This window comes from Clostridium gallinarum (assembly GCF_014836325.1).
GTDB classification, from domain to species: domain Bacteria; phylum Bacillota; class Clostridia; order Clostridiales; family Clostridiaceae; genus Clostridium; species Clostridium gallinarum.
The window spans coordinates 1-23,065 of the sequence record NZ_JACSQZ010000008.1 but is presented as its reverse complement, the minus strand read 5'-3'; the positions used below and the strand labels follow the sequence as shown (position 1 = coordinate 23,065).

The window sequence follows — 23,065 nt, the reverse complement described above, 5'->3', positions numbered from 1 at the left end:
ATGAGTGATTTAAAGGTATTGAAAAAAAGAGAAGAAATTGATAGTAAGGATAAGTGGAAGGTAGAGAAAATATTTAAATCTGATGAGGAATGGGAAGCGGCTTTTAAAAATTTACAAGAAGAAGCACCAAAGCTTAAAGAATTTGAGGGAAAGCTTAATAATTCAGAAAATATAAAAGTATTTTTAGATAAATATGTGGATCTTGGAGTAAAAGCTGAAACTATATATGTTTATGCTCACTTAAAATGTGATGAAGATACATCAAATTCGAAGTATCAAGCTATGATGAATAAGGTAGATGCATATATGGCTGAATATGCATCATACACAGCTTATTTTGTTCCAGAAATTTTATCATTAGATGAAGAAGAAGTAAAAAATATAATAAATAATACAGAAGATTTAAAGCTGTATAAGTTTATGTTTGAAGATATATTAAAAGAAAAGCCACATATATTAAGTAAATCAGAAGAAGAACTTTTAGCTTCAGTTTCTGATTGTTTAGAAGCACCATCATCAATTCATAATATGTTAACAAATGCAGATATGAAATTTGGAGATATTGTAGATGAAGATGGAGAGAAGGTAGAACTTACAGAAGGAAATTATTCAGGCTTTATAAAAAGTAAAGATAGAAATGTTAGAAAAGAAGCATTTAAAACATTATTTAATAGATACAAAGAATTAGAAAATACACTTGCTACAACTTTAAGTAGTTCAATTAAGAATTTTAATTTTGGAGCTAAGATAAGAAAGTATAATTCTGCTCTTGAAGCTTCTTTAAAACCTAATGATATTCCAGTAGAAGTTTATAAAAATGCAGTTAAAACTATAGATGATAACTTAAAATCTCTTCATAGATATGTTTCATTAAAGAAAAAATTATTAGGATTAGATGAAATGCATATGTATGATTTATATGTTCCTGTTATAGAAATACCTAAAGAACATATAGAATTTGATAAAGCTGTAGATATGGTTATAGAAGGATTAAATCCACTTGGAGAAGAATATTTAAATATATTCAAATCTGGAGTAGAGGATGGCTGGATAGATATATATCAAAATAAGGGCAAAAGAGGCGGAGCTTACTCTTGGGGTGGATATAAAACAATGCCATATGTGCTTTTAAATTATAACTATGAATTAAATGATGTTTCAACTTTAGCACATGAAATGGGGCATTCAATTCACTCTTATTACTCAAGAAAAGAACAGCCATATATTTATGCAGGATATACTTTATTCTGTGCAGAAGTAGCTTCAACTACTAATGAAGCATTGCTTATAAATTATTTAATTAATAAAGAAAATGATAAACGAAAACGACTTTATTTAATTAACCAAGAATTAGAACAAATAAGAACTACAGTGTTTAGACAACTTATGTTTGCTGAATTTGAATTATTTACTCATGAAACTTTAGAAAAAGGAACACCACTAACTGCAGAAGACTATAATAAAGCGTGGCATGATTTAAATGTTAAATACTTTGGACCAGATATGATAGTTGATGATGAAATAGATATAGAATGGGCAAGAATACCACACTTCTATTCAGATTTCTATGTATATCAATATGCGACAGGTTATGCGGCAGCATCAGCATTTGCAAAAGCAATACTAGAAGGCAAAGAAGGAGCTGTAGATAAATATATTACTTTCTTAAAGAGTGGTGGAAGTGATTATCCAATTGAAATTCTAAAAAAAGCAGGAGTTGATATGACAACTTCACAACCTTTAGAAGCAACTATAGAAAGATTTAACGAATTATTAGATATGCTAGATAAAGAAATAAATTAGTAATATAAATTTTAATTTACTACATTGCTTTTATAATTATTGATGTAATTTTAATAAATTACATCAATAATTAATTTATTTCTAAAACTCCTAAGGGAGTTTTTTTCATTAATTATAAATTATGCATTATTAATTATCAATTGAATATGGGGTGGTAAAGTGGAAAAGTTTGAAAAAGTATTTTTTAATTTACTTACTAAAGAAATGAATTTTTTTATGAGAGATTATTATAGTAAGTTTAATAATAAAAATAAATGGGTTGGACTTTTAGATATAGATAATGCTTATGTGGCAGTTTTAATAACGAATGATTTAGAGGAAGAAATAGCATACAGTGAAGCTAAAGAATATTTATCTAGTACTTTAGATAAACCATTTATAATTAATTTAATTGTTTTGGCTTCTGATGAATATATAAATTCTGAAAATAGTTATTATAATAAGCTTGTCTTTTCTTTGAAAGAAAGAAAATTGATATATTGTAGTGAAGGATCTAAATCGTTTATACCTATAATTGACTATATTAATAAGAGTGATGAAAAAAAGACCAAAAGGTTTAAAGAATATAAATTTACATATAGTATTATGATAATAAATATTTGCATTTTTTTATTAGAAGTTGTTAAATCAAGAAATATTATAGAAATTGATATTTATACTTTAATAGAAATGGGAGCTAAATTTAATCAGTTAATTAATTATGGACAATTCTATAGATTGATTACAGCTGCATTTTTACATGGAAGTTTAATTCACATATTTTTTAATATGAGTGCACTTAATATTATAGGAAAAGAAGTGGAAACGGTATATGGTGGTAGAAAAATGATAATAATTTATTTATTATCAGCTATAGGAGGAAATATATTTAGTTATATATTTAATTCTAGAGGGATATCTGTTGGGGCTTCAGGAGCAATTTTTGGTCTTTTAGGAGCCATGTTAGTTTTTGGAATAAAGGAAAGACATAATATAGGAAAAAGATATGTTAAAAATATAATACAAACTATTGGATTAAATGTAATTATTGGTGTAGCTATACCTAATATTGATAATTTTGCTCACTTAGGTGGGTTAACTATAGGTGCATTAATATCAACGGTTTTATTCAGGGAGTGATTTTTTTTGATAAAAAATAATAGGAATAAAGAATTTTTAGTTGGATTAATATTTATGGTAATTTTAATTATTACTTTAATTTATAAATTTATTCTAGGAGATTATGAAAAAATATTTAGAATAGGATTAACTTTTGTAACTATATGTTTAACCTATTTATTGTATAAAAAAAGTTTTCTAAAGGGATGTAAGATAATTTATTATATAAATCTTTTGTTTATATTTTTATCTATGTATTTAGCAAGTGTTTGGGATTTTTACTCAATACCAAATTATGATAAGTTTTTACATCTTTTATCAGGAGCTGTAATAGCTTTAATTGGCTATGTATTATTTATATATTTAACTACTGAAAATTCAAGAAAAGAAATAAATTCACTTACTGCTGTGATATTTGTGGTTATTTTTTCTACTGCTATGGCTGGAGTGTGGGAAATGTGGGAATTTACAACAGATTCACTATTTGGTTTTCAAGCTCAAAATAATAGTTTAGTAGATACAATGTGGGATATAATATGTGGAAGTTTAGTTGGTATTATAACTTCTATACCTATATATATGCATAGTAAAGGTAAGAAAATTAAAATAATAAATATGATAATTAAAGATATAGAGAAAAATAAAAAGTAATTTAAGTAGAGATATAGAGTATTGCTTATTATAGTATGTTGATAATTAAGCAGAAAATGTATATCTCTACTTTTTTATATTTGCAAAAATTCACCAAAAGTTATATAATTTTATTAAATTAATAAAATTTAAGAATGTTTAAAAAAGATATAGTAAAAAAAACGCTAATATTGTATGATATATATTATTAAACATGGAGGAGTTGGGGACATTGTTAGGAAGAGAATATGTTAATAAAGTAATTAGTGAAGTAGAAAAAAGAAACAACGGTGAAAGAGAATTTTTAGATGCTGTAAAAGAGGTTCTAAGTTCTTTAGTTCCTGTATTTGACAAGCATCCCGAGTACATAAGTGAAGGAATACTAGAAAGATTAGTTGAACCAGAAAGACAAATATTTTTTAGAGTACCTTGGATAGATGATAATGGAAATGTACAAGTTAATAGAGGTTTTAGAGTTCAATTTAATAGTGCAATAGGTCCTTATAAGGGGGGGCTTAGATTTCATCCATCTGTAAATCAAAGTATTATAAAATTTTTAGGATTTGAACAAATATTTAAAAACTCTTTAACAGGTTTACCAATTGGCGGAGGTAAAGGAGGATCAGATTTTGATCCGAAAGGAAAGTCAGATAGAGAAGTAATGAGATTTTGCCAAAGTTTTATGGCTGAATTATGTAAGCATATAGGATTAGATACTGATGTTCCAGCAGGAGATATTGGAGTTGGTGCTAGAGAAATTGGATATATGTATGGGTACTATAAGAAAATAAGAAATGCTAATGATCAAGGAGTATTAACTGGTAAAGGCTTAAGTTATGGTGGTAGTTTAACTAGAAAAGAAGCTACAGGATATGGACTAGTATACTTTACAGAAGAAATGCTTAATGATAATAGTTTAAGCTTTAAGGATAAAACAGTTCTTATTTCAGGATCAGGTAATGTTGCTATATATGCTTGTGAAAAGGCAACTGAATTAGGAGCAAAAGTAGTTGCTTTAAGTGATTCAAATGGTTATGTTTATGATGAAAATGGAATTAATTTAGATTTAATAAAAGAAATTAAAGAAGTTAAAAGAGGAAGAATTAAAGAATATTTAGAAAAAGTTCCTACTGCAAAGTTTGTAGAAGGATGTAGGAATATATGGAAAGAAAAATGTGATATAGCTCTACCTTGTGCAACTCAAGGAGAAATAGATTTAGAAGCTGCTAAGATATTAATAAAAAATGGCGTAAAGGTAGTATCTGAAGGGGCTAATATGCCTACTAATCTAGATGCTATAGAAGAACTACAAAGGGCAGGGGTTCTTTTTGGACCAGCTAAGGCTGCAAATGCTGGAGGCGTTGCATGTTCTGCTTTAGAAATGTCTCAAAATAGTATGAGATTATCTTGGACATTTGAAGAAGTAGATGAAAAGCTTAAATATATAATGATTAATATTTATAAAAATTCTAAAAAGGCAGCAGAGGAGTATGGAAATCCTGGAAATATATTAATGGGAGCTAATATTGCAGGGTTTACTAAAGTTGCAGATGCAATGATGTCTCAAGGAATAATTTAATAGTGTAAATCTCAAAAATAGCAACCCCTATTTTGAGTTTATATAAAGTCTTTTTATGTATAATTTTTGATATACATAAAAGGGCTTTTTATTTAAAAAAAAATTACCACTTAAGATTTATAATAACTTTATATATGTAGGAAAGAATAATAATAACATTTATGAAAATAACAATATTAATATAATTTTAAGATTTCAATACTTGATTTTTTCCCCCTATTGGAATATATTTAATAAAGATGTCTAAAGGAATTTATAAATTAAGATAATAAAAAACCTTTTGTATAAAGGAGTGTATGTAATGGGAAACATTATTTATTCACTAACGGCTGTGTTTCAAATAACTGTTTTTGCAATTATGATGTATTATTTTATATTAGCTTTCTTCGGTTTAAAGAGAAAGAAAGAAAATAAGAATTATACACCAACTAAAAAATTTGCAATGGTTGTAGCAGCTCATAATGAAGAAGTAGTAATAGGAAAATTAATTGAAAGTATGCTTAATCAAAATTATCCAAGAGAACTTTTTGATATTTTTGTAATTGCTGATAATTGTACAGATAATACAGCAAAAATAGCTAGAAAATATGGTGTGTACGTTTATGAAAGATTTAATAAAGATCAAAGAGGAAAAGGATATGCACTTGAATGGATATTTGATAAGATTTTCAAAATGCAAAAAAAATATGATGCAATAGCGATATTTGATGCAGATAATTTAGTTTCAAAAAATTGGTGTAAAGAAATAAACTCAAAGATGTTAGAAGGATATAAAGTAGTACAAGGATATATAGATAGTAAAAATCCAAATGATTCTTGGATAGCTGCTTCATACTCAATAGCTTTTTGGACACAAAATAGAATGTATCAATTAGCTAGAGCTAATGTTGGACTATCTAATCAAATTGGTGGTACTGGATTTGCAATAGATACTGATATATTAAAAGAATTAGGATGGGGTGCAACTTGTCTTACAGAAGATTTAGAGTTTAGTTGTAAGCTAATTTTAAATGGGGAAAAAGTAGGTTGGGCTCATGATGCAATAATATATGATGAAAAACCATTAACATTAAAGCAATCCTGGGTACAAAGAAGAAGATGGATGCAAGGTTTTACAGATGTAGCAACTAGATATTTCTTTAAGTTATTTAAAAAAGGTATAAAAGAAAGAAAATGGTTTGTTATAGACTGTGCTTTATATTCAATTCAACCGTTTTTTACGTTAATGATTGGTATTTCATTAATATTAAATATCATTCAAAGTAATAAAGGGGTTCATGTTTTCTTAGTAAGCTATTTAATTGGAGACTTTTTCTTTAAAATAATAGGTATAATGCAATTCTTAATTACACCTTTAATTTTAAAATTAGATAAAAAAATATCATCTGGATTATTTGCTATGTTGGTATTTTATACATCGAATGTATTTTTACTTCCTATATTTGCTACAAAAGCAGATAACTATTTTGAAGTATTACTAATAGATTTAGTTTATAATTTAGCATTTTTATTAGCAGCAGCATTATTCTTAGGAAAAAAGAAACTTATATTATTCTTTAGATTCTTATTATATTCTTTATATACTTTAACATGGATACCTATAACAATAGAAGGAATAATAAGAAAGAATAATAAAGAGTGGAATCCAACTAAACATATAAGAAACATAGAAATTTGTGATGTTCAATAAAGAAAGACGTAGCTTAATGCTGCGTCTTTATTATTCCTTGAAAATTATAAAAAATTTTACCTTGTGAATAACATTTTTATAATTTCCAACCTTCAGTTTGGAAGTTTTAAATATATAAGAATATAAAATAATAATTGCGAACATTAGTTTGACTTTTGAGAAAGAAACATTTATATTTTTATTTGTACTTTAATTATGTTAGAATTAAAAAGTTATAATCTATATGTATATAGTGATTTAACTTAATGAAAAATAAGTAAGAGAATAAGAGTATTATAAAAACTTATATTATTATTTTGGAGGTTTGTATGAGTACAGAATTAGTAAAAGGATATGATGTTACGGATTTAACTTCCTTAGAAAAATTAGAACCAGTTAGAGTAAGACCGGGGATGTATATTGGTTCTACAGGAACAAAGGGTTTACATCATTGTATATGGGAAATTTTAGACAACTCCATAGATGAAATATCTAATGGCTATGGTAATAAAGCCAAAGTTATTATAAATAAAGATAAAAGTGTAACAATAACAGATAACGGAAGAGGTATTCCTACAGGAATTCATCCTGTTAAAAAGAAATCAGGAGTAGAAATGGTTTTTACTGAACTTCATACTGGGGGAAAGTTCAATAATAAAAATTATAAAACTTCCGGTGGTTTACATGGAGTTGGTGCAGCTGTAGTTAATGCACTATCTTCTTGGCTTGAAGTAGAAGTATGCCAAAATGGAAACAAATATAAACAAAGATTTGAATATGCTTATGATAAAGAATTAAAGAAGGTTATGCCTGGAACTGCAGTTACAAAGCTTGAGATTGTAGGCAAAAGTAATGAAACAGGAACTAAAGTAACATTTATGCCAGATAAAGAAGTTTTTTCAACTATAGATTTTAAAATAGATATAATAGATGAAAGACTTCAGGAATTAGCATTTCAAAATAAGGGAATATATTTAGAACTTATAGATTTAAGAAAAGAAGAAGAGTTTAAAAAAGAATATTATTCTGAAAGAGGACTTTTAGACTTTATAGAATATTTAAATGAAAGTAAAACAGTTCTTCATCAAATTCCTATATATTTTGAAGGAGAAAAAAGCGTTAATAATATACAAATGGCTGGAGAAGTATGTATTCAATTTACTGATTCAACAACTGAAAATATAGCAAGTTATGTTAATAATATACCTACGACTGAAGCTGGAACACATGAAACAGGTTTTAAAACAGGTATGACAAGAGCTTTTAAAGAGGGAGCTAAGAAGCTTGGGCTTATAAAAGAAAAGGATAAAGAATTTGAAGGTGACGATTTAAGAGAAGGGATGACAGCAATAGTTAGAATTAAAATAACTAATCCTATCTTTGAAGGTCAAACTAAAACTAAGCTTGGATCAGCAGAAGCTTACACTATGATGAATGAACTAGCATATACTAAATTTCTTGAATGGATAGAGGACAACAAAGAAGTTGCTAGTATGATAATTAATAATGCTCTTCAAGCAGCTCAAAGAAGAGAAAAGATTAAGAAAATTAATGAAGCAGAAAAGAAGAAAATAGGTAAGGGAGCAGCTCCTCTTGCTGGAAAAGTAGCAGTATGTACTTTAAAAGACAATACTGTTAATGAATTTATAGTTGTTGAGGGAGACTCAGCAGGTGGATCTGCAAAACAAGCAAGAGATAGAAGATTCCAAACAATTATGCCTTCTAAAGGAAAAATAATGAATACAGAAAAGCAAAAGCTTGAAAATGTATTAGCTTCAGAAGAATTAAAGATATTTAATACAGCGCTTGGAACAGGAACTCTTGATAATTATAAAGAAGAAGATTTAAAATATGATAAAATTATAATTATGAGTGATGCAGATGTAGATGGATATCATATTAGAACTTTATGGATGACTTATATTTACAGATATATGAGACCATTAATATCCAATGGACATCTTTATTTAGCTCAGCCACCTTTATATAAAGTATATAAAAATGTTAAAGGAAAAGAAGTTCATAAATATGCATATAGCGATGAAGAACTTGAACAAGTTAAAAAAGAAATTGGTAAAGGTGCTTTAATACAAAGATATAAAGGATTAGGTGAAATGAATCCTGATCAATTATGGGAAACAACCTTAAATCCTAAAACTAGAACTCTTCTTCAAGTAACCATTGAGGATGCAGCTAAGGCTGAAAAAATGGTTTCATTACTTATGGGAGATATAGTAGAACCAAGAAGAGCTTACATGTATAAATATGGAGAATTTTAATAAAGAATTGGAGAAAAGATATGGCGAAGAAAGTTAATGAAATACCAAAGGATAATAATATAATTAGAGTTCCTTTAGAAGAAGCAATGCCTGACAACTATTTGCCTTATGCTATTGAAGTTGCAAAGGATAGAGCATTACCTGATGTAAGAGATGGTCTTAAACCAGTTCATAGAAGAATACTATATGGTGCTTATCAATTAAAAGCTTTTCCAGATAGACCATATTATAAATCAGCAAGAATAGTAGGGGATATATTAGGTAAATATCACCCACACGGAGATACTTCTGTTTATGAGTCTATGGTAATAATGGCTCAAAACTTTTCAACTAGAGAACAATTAATAGATGGTCATGGAAACTGGGGATCTATGGATGGTGATGGAGCTGCTGCAATGAGGTATACAGAAGCTAGACTTGCACCAATTGCTATGGAAATGCTAAGAGACATAGATAAGAATACAGTAGATATGATTCCAAATTATTCTGATAGTGAATTAGAACCTAAGGTATTGCCAAGTAGGTATCCAAATCTTTTAGTAAATGGAAGTTTTGGTATTGCAGTTGGACTTGCAACTAATATTCCTCCACATAATTTAAAAGAAGTTATAGATGGAGTATTAGCTTATATAGATAATAATGAAATAACTACTAAAGAATTAATGAATCATATTAAAGGGCCTGACTTACCGACAGGTGGGATATTAATAGGAGAAAACTCTATTTTATCAGCCTATGAAGCTGGAGAAGGCAAAGTAACATTAAGAGCTAAAACATCAATAGAAAAGCTTGATAATGGAAGAATTGGTATAGTAATAACGGAATTCCCTTTTAGAAGGAATAAGGCTAAATTACTACAAACTATTTCCGAAATGACAGGAGATAAAAAGCATGCTAAGGCTTTAGAATCAATTATTGATATTAGAGATGAAACAGACAGAAGTGGAGTAAGATCTGTAATAGAACTTAGAAAATCGGCAGATGAAGAAACTGCAGATAAAGTATTAAAATATTTATTTAAAAGAACAGATTTACAATGTAACTTAAGTTTTAATATGGTAGCTTTAGCAGATGGTAAACCTCAAACTATGGGGCTTAAAACCATAATAGAACATTATGTTAATCATCAAAGAGAAATAATAATTAGAAGAACTAAAAGAGAATTAGAAGCTTCAGAAAAAAGATTCCATATAGTTGAAGGCTTTATTAAGGCTATAGATGTTTTAGATGAAATAATAAAGACTATTAGAGAATCTAAATCTAAAAAAGATGCAGGTGTTAATCTTATAAATAATTTTGGATTTACTGAAATGCAATCAGAAGCTATTTTAGAATTGATGCTTTATAGACTGACAGGTCTTGAAATAAAAGTATTCCAAAAAGAATATGCTGAACTTGAAAAGACTATAAAAAGGCTAAAGAAAATATTATCAGAAGAAAAAGAACTGCTTAGAGTTATAAAAAGTGAATTAAGTGAAGTATCAGAAAAATACGGTAATCCAAGAAAAACAGCTATAATAAAGGACGACAATGAAGCTAAGATCGATGTTGAAGAACTTATAGTAGTTGAAGATGTAATGGTTACTTTATCTAAGGATGGATTTATAAAGAGAATTCCGATAAAAACTTATAATAGATTAAATGCTAATCCAGAAGATATAGAGTATAGAGAAGGTGATGAATTAAAGTTCTTATTTAATTCTAATACTACCGAAAACATAGTTATTTTCACTAACAAGGGAAATATGTATCAAACTAAAGGTATTAATATACCAGAAGCTAAGTGGAAAGATAAGGGTGAAAGAGTAGATAGTATTATTAAAACTCTTAATTTAGAAGATGAAAGCATAGTTTATTCAGCTTCAATAGGAAGTTTTATGCCAAATAAATATATTCAGTTTATAACTTCAAAAGGTGGTATTAAAAGAAGTTCTTTAGATAAGTTCCAAACTAATTACTCAAAACTTCAAGCATTAAAGCTTAAAGATTTTGAAGAAGTTGTAGATGTAATAATTTTAAATGAAGATGAGAAAAAGGAATTTATAGAGTTTGAAACTAAAGAGGGATTAAACTTTAATATACAAATACCTGAAATTGAAGATTCTCCAAGAAATATTTTACCTATAGCTATGTTTAATTTAATTTCAAAAGATGAAGTTATAAAGGTAAGATACTTAGATAGAATGGAATTTGTTGATTTTTCTATAGGAATAACAGCAAAAGGAAATATAAAAGCATTTAATTCAATTAAGAAAAATGATAACTTAAAGGTAAATACAAATTCATTAAGTAATATATTATTATTTACTAATAGTGGAAAGGTATTTAAGATTCCAGCTTTCTTATTATCAGGAGTTAATAAAGAGGAAATTCCTTTAGAAAAAATTATAGATAACTTAGAAAAGGGAGAAAAAGTTATAAAAATACTTTCAGTTAATTCTTTTAAAAGAAGTAAATTTATATATTTCTTTACTAAAAAGGGAATGATTAAGAAAACTTCAATTAAAGAATTTGATGGAAGCTATTTAGTACAATCTGCATATAAATTTAAATATGATAATGATGAATTAGTTTCTGTAGAAGTGTATAATGAAAATGATGTAGAAATTATGATAATAACTAAAAAGGGAATGGGTATTAAATTCTTATCAAGTAACATAAATCCTATGGGTAAAGTTGCTTCAGGTGTAACTGGAATTAGCTTAAAAGAAGAAGATGAAGTGATTTATGGCAAGGTAATTGGAGGAAATACTAATGATCTATCTGAAATAGCTATTGCATCTGATGAAAAAATAATATTAGTTAGCAAAAATAAAGAAAAGAAGGAAATCTATTTAGAAGAAGTAAAGCTTCAAAATAGAGCTGGAAAAGGTAGCAATATTATGACGTTAGTATTAGATGATGAGATCAAAGAAATTATTTAAAGTTTGGGAGGTAATTAAATGAAAGTTGCAATTTTATTAGCAAATGGATTTGAAACAATAGAAGGACTTACAGTAGTTGATATTTTAAGAAGAGCAGAGGTTGAATGTCATACTTTTGCATTAGAAGGAAAAGAAGCAACTACATCTCATAAAATAAAGGTTCAAGCAGATAAAAGTATAATGGATGAAGAAATACATGATTATGATTTTCTTGTATTACCTGGTGGTATTCCAGGAGCTACTAATTTAAGAGACGATGAAAGAGTTATTGAATTAGTTAAGGAATTTTACAATAATAAAAAGTATGTTTGTGCAATTTGTGCAGGCCCAATATCACTTGGAAAAGCAGGAATAACAGAAGGTAAAAATGTAACTTGTTATCCTGGATTTGAAGATCAGCTTGGAAATTGTAATTATAAAAATGAATTAGTGGTTGTAGATGAAAATATAATTACAGGAAGAGGAGCAGCTGCGGCTATACCTTTTGCTTTTGAAATATTATCTAAAATAGCACCTGAGAAAGTTGATAAAATTAAGAAGTCTATGTTATTTAATGAATAGGTGTTAGTATGAGAGAAAATTGGATATTAGTAAATAAAAAAGAGAGCTTTTTAAAGCTCTCTGAATTTTTGAATGAAAATCCATTAGTTTTAAGACTTTTAGCTAATAGAGGAATAGATGATATTAATTTAGCTAAAAGATTTTTAAGTGGAACTATAGATGATTTTTATGATGGATATCTTATGAAGGATATGCAAAAGGGCGTAAGCATAATAAGTGATGCAATTTTAAATAAGAAAAAGATAATTATCTATGGAGATTACGATTGTGATGGGGTTAATAGCACAACTATTTTTTATAAAGCTTTAAAAGCTGTAGGTGCAAATTACAGTTATTATATTCCTAATAGAGAAGATGAAGGCTATGGTATGCATAGTGGAAGAATACAAAAATTAAAGGATGAGGGATATGAAGTTATACTAACTTGTGATAATGGAATATCTGCCTTTGAACAAGTAGAGTTAGCTAAAGAATTAGGGATGGAAGTCGTAATAACTGACCATCATGACATCCCAATTAGAGAAGATGAAAATGGAATTTTAAAACCAACTACTCCAAAGGCTGATGCTGTAATAAATCCTAAGCAAGAAGAGTGTAAATATCCTTTTAAAATGCTTTGTGGGGCAGGAATAGCTTTAAAATTTTCAAAGTGTTTATTTAATGAATTTAATATAGCAGAAGAAAAATTCTTAGATTTAATTCAATTTGCTGCTATTGCAACAGTATGTGATGTAGTTGATTTAATTGATGAAAATAGAATTATAGTTAAAAAAGGTTTAGAATTATTAAATAGTAGTGAAAATTTAGGAATACAAGAATTAAAAAAAGCGACTTTATTAAATGATAAAAAGATTGAAGAATATCACTTGGGGTTTGTAATAGGTCCTTGTATCAATGCAACAGGAAGACTTGAAACAGCCGATTTATCTGTAGAATTATTAATTACTGAAGATAAGGAGAGAGCTAAATCTCTAGCAAATCAATTAAGTGAATTAAATACTATAAGACAAGATTTAACAAAAGAAAGTACAGAAAGAATAATTGAAAGAATAGAGATTGAAAAAAATCCTTCAGATAAGGTAATAGTTGTATATGATGAAAATGTTCATGAAAGTATAGCGGGAATAGTAGCTGGAAGAGTAAAAGAAAAATATAATATGCCATGTATAGTGTTAACTAGTGGAAAAGAAATGCCAAAGGGCTCTGCAAGGTCAATAGAAGGATATAACATAACAGAAGAGTTAAGTAAATGCTCAGAACTTATAGAAAAGTTTGGAGGGCATCCTATGGCAGCAGGTTTATCTATAAAAGAAGAAAATATAGATAAGTTAAGGAAGAAGTTAAATGAAAATTGTATATTAACAGATGAAGATTTAGTTCCAGTAGTAAAAATAGATTTACCTTTAAATTTAAATTATTTAAATGAAGATTTAATAACAACGATTGAATCATTAAGACCCTTTGGTAAGGGGAATTCAAGTCCTCTATTTGCTGTAAAAGATATCTATATAGAAAGAATGTGGCTTTTAGGAAAAGATAAAAATTTTTTGAAGCTCAGATTTAGCTTTGATATAAATGGAAGAAAAGTTTATATAGATGGTATTAGCTTTGATAAATTTGAAAGCTTTAAAGAAGATATAATAGAAAAGTATGGTGAAAGAAAATTTAATGAAGCATATAATACTAGCTTCTTAAATTTAAAATGTGATTTAATTTATTTTCCTAGTATTAATGAATTTAATGGTAATAGAAATATACAATTAAATATAAAAAATATAAGATTAAAATAGAAAAAAGGTGTCTTAATATGAAAAATTCATTTTAAGACACCTCTTTTTATAAATTTAATGATATACAATCAAAAAAACTATTTTATAGTGTTTTCATATTGTTCTACCATTCTTTTAACCATTTCTCCACCAACGCTTCCGCATTGTTTTGAAGTAAGGTCTCCATTGTAGTCTGAAAAAGGTACCCCCATTTCATTAGCTACTTCGTTTTTGAATTTTGCTAATCCATTCTTAGCTTCTGGTACTAACTTCTTTGCCATAATACATTCACCTCCTTTTCATCTTTGTAATTATAGCTTGTGTAATTTTTAAATAAATATAATATGTAAGTTAAGGAAATTGGGCATAATAGTGGTATATTAAATTAAAAAAATTTTAAATAACATTAAATAACTGTAGATTATATGATATATTGAAATAGTATTTATGTTTTGGAGGATTATTTAAATGAGCAAATATAAAATAATAATGACTGGAGGAGGAACAGCAGGTCATGTTACTCCTAATTTGGCGTTAGTACCAAGATTAAAAGAAAAAGATTTTGAAATAAAATATATTGGAAGTAAGGATGGGATAGAAAAAGAAATAATAGGGGATGCAAATATACCTTATTATGAAATTTCATCAGGAAAATTAAGAAGATATTTTGATGTTAAAAATTTCACTGACCCATTTAAAGTTATGAAAGGTGTTGTAGAAGCAAATAAAATATTAAAAAAAGAAAAGCCAGATGTTATTTTTTCTAAAGGTGGATTTGTTGCTGTGCCAGTAGTTATAGCAGCATCTTTAAGAAAGATTCCTGTAGTTTCTCATGAATCTGATTTAACTCCTGGACTTGCAAATAAATTATCGGCACCATTTTGTACTAAGCTTTGTGTAACATTTAGAGAAAGTTTAAATTATATAAAGGATAATAAAGGAATATTAACAGGAACTCCTATTAGAGAAGAGATATTAAGAGGAGATGCTGAAAAGGGAAGAAAAATTTGTGGGTTTAAAGATAAAAAGGATACGCTATTAATTATAGGTGGAAGTTTAGGGGCTAAAAGTATTAATGAAGCTGTTAGAAAGAATTTAAATGAATTACTAAAAAATTATAATATTGTTCATATATGTGGTAAAAATAATTTAGATAGTAAATTAAATGGAATAAGTGGATATATTCAATTCGAATACGTTAAGGATGAGCTTCCTCATTTATTAAAGATGGCTGATTATATTATATCTAGAGCTGGAGCAAATGTTATTTTTGAATTATTAGCATTAAATAAACCAACTTTATTAATTCCTCTATCAAAGAAAATAAGTAGAGGGGATCAAATTCTAAATGCTAATTCCTTTAAAAAAGAAGGATATTCAATAGTATTAGATGAAGATGAAATGCTAGAAGATAGCAATAAGTTAATATTGAAATTAAATGAACTTAAAACAAATAAAGATAATTTGATAAAAAATATGAAAAAAAGTGGAGTAAGTAATGGTGTAGAGTCAATTTTAGGTGTAATTCTAAAAAGTATTGAGTTAAATAAATAAAATAGTACTTTATTTAAATGAGAAGACAATATTACACTAAGTATTGAACGGATAAAACTTGCAAAAAAAAAATAGTGTTATATAATAAAATAGTAAGTGTAAAAATAGGTAATATATATCCTAAAAGTTGACATTTTAGTCAAGGTATGAGGTGATGTATTAATGGGAAAACTTTCTATTATCTATTGGAGTAATGGAGGAAACGTTGAAGTTCTTGCAAATTCAATTGCAGAAGGTGCAAAAAATCAAAATGCAGAAATAAACATTAAACATGTTTGTGATGCAACAATTGAAGATGTAACTGAAGCTGATGCAGTTGCCTTTGGAAGCCCTTCAATGGATAATAATAGAATTGAACAACATGAAATGGAGCCATTTATAAACCAATTTAAATTGTTACCTAATAAACAAAAGAAGATAATTTTATTTGGATCATATGGATGGGATGATGGTAAATTCATGGTTGATTGGATTCAACGCATGAAAGACTATGACTTTAATGTTTTAGGAAGCATCACTGTTAAAGAATCTCCTAGTGAAGAAGAACTTATAAAAGCAAGAAAGCTTGGAGAAGAATTAATAAAATAAATTCTTAGGATATTAGCCTTAATACAGTACTTAAGAGCGTTAAGTACATGACTTCATAAAGAGTAAAATTTCATTATGAAATTTATTCTTAAAAAATTAATACAGTTTAAATTTCTGTATTAGCGTATTATTAAATTTTATATTTTCATATAAAGGAAGAGAGGTCAAACACTATGAGAAAAATGAAAACTATGGATGGGAATACAGCTGCAGCATATATATCATATGCATTTACAGAAGTAGCTGCAATCTTCCCTATCACTCCATCTTCACCAATGGCTGAACACGTTGATGAATGGGCAGCACAAGAAAAGAAGAACATATTCGGACAACCTGTTAAGGTTATGGAAATGCAATCAGAAGCTGGAGCAGCAGGTGCAGTTCATGGATCTTTACAAGCAGGTGCATTAACAACAACATATACTGCATCTCAAGGTTTATTATTAATGATACCAAATATGTACAAAATTGCAGGTGAAATGCTACCAACAGTATTCCACATCTCAGCAAGAGCTTTAGCAACTTCTTCATTAAGTATATTTGGAGATCATCAAGACGTTATGGCAGCAAGACAAACTGGTTTTGCAATGCTTGCAGAAGGATCAGTTCAAGAAGTTATGGATTTATCAGCAGTAGCACACTTAGCTTCAATTAAAACTAGAATACCTTTCATGAACTTCTTTGATGGATTTAGAACATCACACGAAATTCAAAAAATCGAAGTTTTAGAATATGATGAATTAGCTAAATTAGTTGACTACAATGCTTTAGATGGATTCAGAAAGAGAGCTTTAAATCCAAATAATCCAGTAACAAGAGGAACAGCTCAAAATGCTGATATTTACTTCCAAACTAGAGAATCAGTAAACAGATTCTATGATGAAATTCCAGAAGTAGTAGAAAGCTACATGGCTGAAATCACTAAGCTTACAGGAAGAGAATATCACTGTTTCGATTACTATGGAGCACCAGATGCTGAAAGAATAATCGTTACAATGGGATCTTCAATCGATGTTGCTGAAGAAACAGTTGATTACTTAAATGCAAAAGGAGAAAAGGTTGGTTTAGTTAAAGTAAGATTATACAGACCATTCTCAACAGAAAGATTATTAAAAGTAATACCAAATACAGTTAAATCAATAGCTGTTTTAGATAGAACAAAGGAACCAGGTTCAATAGGTGAACCATTATACTTAGATGTTAAGAGTGCATTCTATGGAAGAGAAAATGCTCCTGTTATAGTTGGAGGAAGATATGGATTAGGTTCTAAGGATCCAAACCCAGCAGATATAGCAGCAGTTTTTGCTAACCTTGCAAAAGAAACTCCAAAGGATGGATTTACAATATCAATAGTTGATGATGTAACTAATACTTCATTAGAATCAATAGCTGATATAGATGCTACTCCAGAAGGAACTAAAGCATGTAAGTTCTGGGGATTAGGATCAGATGGTACTGTTGGTGCTAATAAGAGTGCTATTAAAATCATCGGAGACCACACTGATATGTATGCTCAAGGATATTTTGCATATGACTCTAAAAAATCAGGTGGTATAACAGTATCTCACTTAAGATTTGGTAAGAAGCCAATTAAGTCACCATACTTAGTTGATAAGGCTGATTTTGTTGCTTGTCACAACCAAGCTTATGTATACAAATATGATGTATTAGAAGGATTAAAGAATGGCGGTAAGTTCTTATTAAATACGATCTGGACTCCAGAAGAAGTTAATGAAAAATTACCAGCTTCAATGAAGAAATACATTGCTGAAAATAATGTTGAATTCTATACATTAAATGCAGTTAAGATAGCTCAAGAAATTGGTCTTGGTGGAAGAATCAACATGATAATGCAAGCTGCATTCTTTAAGATTGCTAACATTATCCCAGTTGAAGATGCTGTTAAGTACTTAAAAGATGCTGTTGTAACATCTTATGGTAAAAAAGGTGAAAAAGTTGTTAACATGAACTTTGCTGCTATAGATAAAGGTGTTGAATCAATAGTTAAGATAGATGTTCCAGCTGATTGGAAAGATGCTAAGGAAGAAGTTAAAGAAGAAAGAAATGACGTTCCAGCATTCATCAAAAATATCGTTGAACCAATAAATGCACAAAAAGGATTTGATCTTCCAGTTTCAGCATTTACAGGAATGGAAGATGGTACATTCATGGCTGGTACTGCTGCTTATGAAAAGAGAGGTATAGCTATTAATGTTCCAGAATGGCAACAAGATAAGTGTATACAATGTAACCAATGTGCTTACGTTTGTCCACACGCTGTAATAAGACCATTCTTATTAAATGAAGATGAAAAGACAAATGCACCAGAATCAATGAAACTTGTACCTGCTAAGGCATTAAAGACAGAAGAGCCAACATTCTACACTATTGGAGTTACTCCATTAGATTGTACAGGCTGTGGAAACTGTGCTCAAGTATGTCCAGCACCAGGTAAAGCATTAATAATGAAACCAATTGAAACTCAAGAAGAACAAAATGAAGCTTGGGATTATGCTGTTAAGGAAGTTAAACCTAAGAAGAACCCAATGAACAAGAATACTGTTAAGGGTAGTCAATTTGAACAACCATTATTCGAATTCTCAGGAGCTTGTGCAGGATGTGGAGAAACTCCATATGCTAAACTTGTAACTCAATTATTCGGAGATAGAATGATGATAGCTAATGCTACAGGATGTTCATCAATCTGGGGTGGTTCAGTACCATCAACTCCATATACAGTAAATAATGAAGGACATGGTCCAGCTTGGGCAAACTCTTTATTTGAAGATAATGCTGAATTTGGATTAGGTATGTTCTTAGGTGTTAAAGCTATAAGAGAAAGAATAGCTGAAAACATGAAGAATGGTTTAGAAGTAGAAGCTTCAGAAGAAATTAAAGCAGTACTTCAAGACTGGTTAGATAACATGAACAGTGGAGAAGGAACTAGAGATAGAGCAAATAGAGTAGTAGCTGCATTACAAAATGTTGATGCTGACTATGCAAGAGAAATCTTAAAGGATAAAGAATATCTAGTTAAGAGATCTCAATGGATCTTCGGAGGAGACGGATGGGCATATGACATCGGATACGGTGGATTAGATCACGTTCTAGCTTCAGGAGAAGACGTAAATGTGCTTGTATTTGATACAGAAATTTACTCAAATACAGGTGGACAATCTTCTAAATCAACTCCAACTGCTGCAATAGCTAAATTTGCTGCATCAGGTAAGAAGATTAAGAAGAAAGACCTTGGAATGATGGCTATGACATATGGATATGTATATGTAGCACAAATTTCAATGGGAGCTGATAAGAACCAAACTCTTAAAGCTATAGCTGAAGCAGAAGCTTACAATGGACCATCATTAATCATAGCTTATGCTCCATGTATCAGCCATGGTATTAAGACTGGTATGGCTAATAGCCAAGAAGAAGCTAAAAAAGCTGTTGAATGCGGATATTGGGGACTTTATAGATATAACCCAACATTAATTGGAACTAAGAATCCATTCTCATTAGATTCTAAGGAACCAAAATCAAGCTTCAGAGAATTCTTAATGGGAGAAGTAAGATATGCTTCACTTGCAAAAGCATTCCCAGAACAAGCAGAAGCTTTATTCGAAAAGACAGAAAAGGATGCTATGGAAAGATTAGCAAACTACAAGAGATTAGCTGAACAACAATAGTTTTAAAGTAAGGAGCTATTTTAGCTCCTTATTTTTATTACTTATAAGTATAGAAAGTTTTTCTTTTATTAACTATTTATGCTTTTTGTATTTAATTTTTTATTATTTAGAAAATAATAAAATAAAATTTAATATTTTACTTTTAATTTTAGTAAATTAAGGGTAGAATTAAAGAGAACATTAGTCTCATTAAAGGAGGATTTTAAAATGGATAATGAAAAGAAATGTGGATGTAACGAAGAAGAAAATACATGTGGATGTGGACACGATCATAATCACGATCATGAGTGTGGATGTGGTGAAGACCATCATGAACACTTTGTAGTTGATCTAGAAGATGATAATGGAAATGTTATATCTTGTCCTATAATAGATGCATTTGAATTTGAAGATAATGAATATATTTTAGCTCAAGACCCTAATGAAGATTCAGTTTATTTATTCAAATCATTAGAAGATGGAGAATTAATTATTCCAGAAGAAGATGAATTCGAAAGAGTATCAAAATACTATAGCGAAGAATTATCAGAATAAAACATAGAAAGACACGTAAGTGTCTTTTTTTATTTATAGGAAAGTATAAAAAGGTATGCCTTATTATTAACTATTTATACTTTCCTTCCTTCAGTTTGCAAAGAGATAGACATTGTATGACGGTGACTTTGAGCGTATGAGACGGAGTAATGAATATAATGTTTATCTCTTCTTTTATTTAGAAATTTATAATAAGTTTACCTTGTAAGAAACTTATTATAAATTTTTTCCTTTGGTTTTAAAGTGTTAAAGTATCATAGCAAGGTGACTTGGAACTTGTGACGGAAGCTGAATATGATACTTTAACGCTTTTCTTATTGTTTTTTTATATTAATAATGATATATTTTTATATATAAACTTAGGAAATAAGGTGTTAAAATGAATCATGCAGATTTACATATTCATTCTAATTGTTCGGATGGTACTATGTCACCAGAAGAAATTATTAAAAAAGCAATAGAGGTAGGTGTGAAGAATATTTCTATAACTGATCATGATTCTATTTCATCACAATATGTCACTGAAGTAGAATATGATGATATAAATGTTATATCAGGTATAGAATTAAGTACTGAATATGAAGATTTTGAACTTCATATTTTAGGTTACTTTATTGATATAAAAGACAAAGAATTGATAAATATTGTAGATAAATTAAATAAAGCAAGGATAGAAAGAATAGAAAAAATACTATTTAATCTAAAAAAACATAATATTAATTTGACTTTAGAAGATTTAAATGTTGATTTAAATTCAACATTAGGAAGAAGTCACGTAGCTAATGCTATGGTGAAAAAAGGATATTTTGAAAATTATAAAACTGCCTTTATAAATTATTTGGTTAAAGGAAAACCTGGATATGTTAAAGGATATAAATTAAATTATAAAGAAGCTATACAAATTATAAATAATTGTGGTGGGATATCAGTTCTGGCTCATCCTGGACAAATTTATAAAAGTTTAGAAATAGAAAATATAATTAAAAATTTAAAGGTTTATGGACTCAAAGGATTAGAGGTATATCATCCTAGTCATTCCAGAAGTCAGACTAATAGTTTTTATAATTTATCAAAAAAGCATAAATTATTTATAACTGGTGGTAGTGATTTTCATGGTAAAGAATGTTGTAGAGAAAATAGTATAGGTAGTTATGGGATAAATGAAGATTTATTAAATAAATTAATTAATGCAAAAAGATAAAAGGGGGCAAAACAATGGATTTATCTAATAAGGCAAAGCAAATTAATGCATCAATAACATTAGAAATTACAGCAAAAGCTAAGGAATTAAAAGATGCTGGAATAAATGTGGTGAGTTTTGGGGCTGGAGAACCAGATTTTAATACTCCTGAGAATATTATAGAAGCAGCTATAAAAGCTATGAGAGAAGGGAAAACAAAATATACGGCTACAAGTGGTATTATACAGCTTAGAGAAGCAATTTGTGAAAAATTTAAGAGAGATAATGACTTAAATTATATTCCTAATCAAATAATTGTATCTACAGGAGCAAAACAAAGTTTAGCAAATACTTTTTTAGCAATTTTAAATAAAGGTGATGAGGTAATAATTCCAATTCCTTATTGGGTAAGTTATCCTGAACTTGTTAAATTATCAGATGGAGTACCTGTTTGTGTGGAAACTTTGAAGGAAAATGACTATAAATATACTTTAGATGCTTTGGAAAAGGTAGTTACAAGTAGAACTAAAGCAATCTTGATAAATAGTCCAAATAATCCAACAGGGAGTATTTATACAAAACAAGAATTATTAGAAATAGCTAACTTTGCTAAGAAACATGATTTGCTAATTATATCAGATGAAATATATGAAAAATTAATATATGATGATATAAAACATGTAAGTATAGCATCAGTTTCAGAAGATGCATATAATAGAACAATCGTAATAAATGGACTTTCTAAATCTTATGCAATGACAGGATGGAGAATTGGTTATTCTGCTTGTAGTTTAGAAATATCAAAGTTGATGAGTAGTATTCAAAGCCATGTTACGTCAAATATTAATTCTATTTCTCAATATGCAGCTATTGAGGCTTTGACAGGTCCACAAGAAAGTATAAAAGTAATGATAAAAGAGTTTGAGAAAAGAAGAAATTATATGATTGATAGATTAAACAATATTGAAGGAATTTCTTATATTAGACCAAGTGGTGCATTTTATATTATGGTATGCGTAGAAAAATTCTATGGCAAAAAATTAAATGAAAATATTATTAATTCTTCATTAGATTTTTCAAAAAGTATATTAGAAGAAGAAAAAGTTGCTGTAATACCTGGTATAGCTTTTGGATTAGATAAATATATTAGATTATCTTATGCAACTTCTATGGATATAATAGAAGATGGATTAAATAGAATAGAGAGATAT

The 23,065-nt window shown here is 28.5% G+C and carries 16 protein-coding genes; 15 read left to right on the top strand and 1 reads right to left on the bottom strand.

Translation table 11 applies throughout. From position 1 onward, the window contains the following. The 9 genes from pepF to recJ all read left to right on the top strand — a co-directional run bounded on the left by pepF (position 1) and on the right by recJ (position 14,333). Complete coding sequence (pepF, locus tag H9660_RS03360; RefSeq protein ID WP_191748559.1) at positions 1 to 1,803, top strand: oligoendopeptidase F; 1,803 nt, start codon at positions 1 to 3, stop codon at positions 1,801 to 1,803. Positions 1,804 to 1,962: 159 nt separating this feature from the next. Next, positions 1,963 to 2,922: a rhomboid family intramembrane serine protease gene (locus H9660_RS16585; RefSeq protein ID WP_191748551.1), complete on the top strand. Its 960-nt coding sequence runs from the start codon at positions 1,963 to 1,965 to the stop codon at positions 2,920 to 2,922. Between the two features lie 6 nt (positions 2,923 to 2,928). Continuing rightward, positions 2,929 to 3,552, top strand: a complete 624-nt coding sequence (locus tag H9660_RS03350; RefSeq protein WP_243190589.1) for a DUF2238 domain-containing protein — start codon at positions 2,929 to 2,931, stop codon at positions 3,550 to 3,552. Between the two features lie 211 nt (positions 3,553 to 3,763). Next, positions 3,764 to 5,110 (top strand): NADP-specific glutamate dehydrogenase, encoded by a 1,347-nt coding sequence (gene gdhA, locus H9660_RS03345; RefSeq protein ID WP_191748549.1) that lies wholly within the window; start codon positions 3,764 to 3,766, stop codon positions 5,108 to 5,110. Between the two features lie 301 nt (positions 5,111 to 5,411). After that, entirely contained in the window at positions 5,412 to 6,800 is a 1,389-nt protein-coding gene (locus H9660_RS03340) for a glycosyltransferase family 2 protein (protein WP_191748547.1), read from the top strand. 308 nt (positions 6,801 to 7,108) lie between these two features. After that, the gene (locus tag H9660_RS03335) at positions 7,109 to 9,058 is read left to right on the top strand and encodes a DNA gyrase/topoisomerase IV subunit B (RefSeq protein WP_191748545.1); all 1,950 of its coding nucleotides are present in this window, start codon (positions 7,109 to 7,111) and stop codon (positions 9,056 to 9,058) included. Between the two features lie 20 nt (positions 9,059 to 9,078). Then, on the top strand, positions 9,079 to 11,982 hold the full coding sequence (locus H9660_RS03330; RefSeq protein WP_191748543.1) for a DNA topoisomerase IV subunit A: 2,904 nt from the start codon (positions 9,079 to 9,081) through the stop codon (positions 11,980 to 11,982). 18 nt (positions 11,983 to 12,000) lie between these two features. Then, positions 12,001 to 12,543 carry a DJ-1 family glyoxalase III gene (locus tag H9660_RS03325; RefSeq protein ID WP_191748541.1) on the top strand — a complete coding sequence of 181 codons (543 nt, stop codon included), beginning with the start codon at positions 12,001 to 12,003 and terminating at the stop codon, positions 12,541 to 12,543. A gap of 8 nt (positions 12,544 to 12,551) precedes the next feature. Beyond that, the gene (gene recJ / locus H9660_RS03320) at positions 12,552 to 14,333 is read left to right on the top strand and encodes a single-stranded-DNA-specific exonuclease RecJ (RefSeq protein WP_191748539.1); all 1,782 of its coding nucleotides are present in this window, start codon (positions 12,552 to 12,554) and stop codon (positions 14,331 to 14,333) included. A 77-nt stretch (positions 14,334 to 14,410) separates the two neighbouring features. Here recJ and H9660_RS03315 read toward each other — a convergent pair whose 3' ends face one another. Then, a complete protein-coding gene (locus tag H9660_RS03315) occupies positions 14,411 to 14,593 on the bottom strand; it encodes an alpha/beta-type small acid-soluble spore protein (protein WP_191748537.1) in 183 nt (60 codons plus the stop codon). A 187-nt stretch (positions 14,594 to 14,780) separates the two neighbouring features. Here H9660_RS03315 and H9660_RS03310 point away from each other — a divergent pair, with 187 nt between their 5' ends. The 6 genes from H9660_RS03310 to H9660_RS03285 form a co-directional block, all read left to right on the top strand. Further along, positions 14,781 to 15,866, top strand: a complete 1,086-nt coding sequence (locus tag H9660_RS03310; protein ID WP_191748535.1) for an undecaprenyldiphospho-muramoylpentapeptide beta-N-acetylglucosaminyltransferase — start codon at positions 14,781 to 14,783, stop codon at positions 15,864 to 15,866. 162 nt (positions 15,867 to 16,028) lie between these two features. Then, positions 16,029 to 16,454, top strand: coding sequence for a flavodoxin (locus tag H9660_RS03305; protein WP_191748533.1), 426 nt, complete (start codon positions 16,029 to 16,031; stop codon positions 16,452 to 16,454). Positions 16,455 to 16,627: 173 nt separating this feature from the next. Beyond that, positions 16,628 to 20,140 (top strand): pyruvate:ferredoxin (flavodoxin) oxidoreductase, encoded by a 3,513-nt coding sequence (gene nifJ / locus H9660_RS03300; protein WP_191748531.1) that lies wholly within the window; start codon positions 16,628 to 16,630, stop codon positions 20,138 to 20,140. A gap of 207 nt (positions 20,141 to 20,347) precedes the next feature. Beyond that, positions 20,348 to 20,674, top strand: a complete 327-nt coding sequence (locus tag H9660_RS03295) for a DUF1292 domain-containing protein (protein ID WP_191748529.1) — start codon at positions 20,348 to 20,350, stop codon at positions 20,672 to 20,674. 379 nt (positions 20,675 to 21,053) lie between these two features. After that, entirely contained in the window at positions 21,054 to 21,875 is an 822-nt protein-coding gene (locus H9660_RS03290; protein ID WP_191748527.1) for a PHP domain-containing protein, read from the top strand. A gap of 14 nt (positions 21,876 to 21,889) precedes the next feature. Then, on the top strand, positions 21,890 to 23,065 hold a 1,176-nt coding region (locus tag H9660_RS03285; protein ID WP_191748525.1), incomplete at its 3' end, for a pyridoxal phosphate-dependent aminotransferase.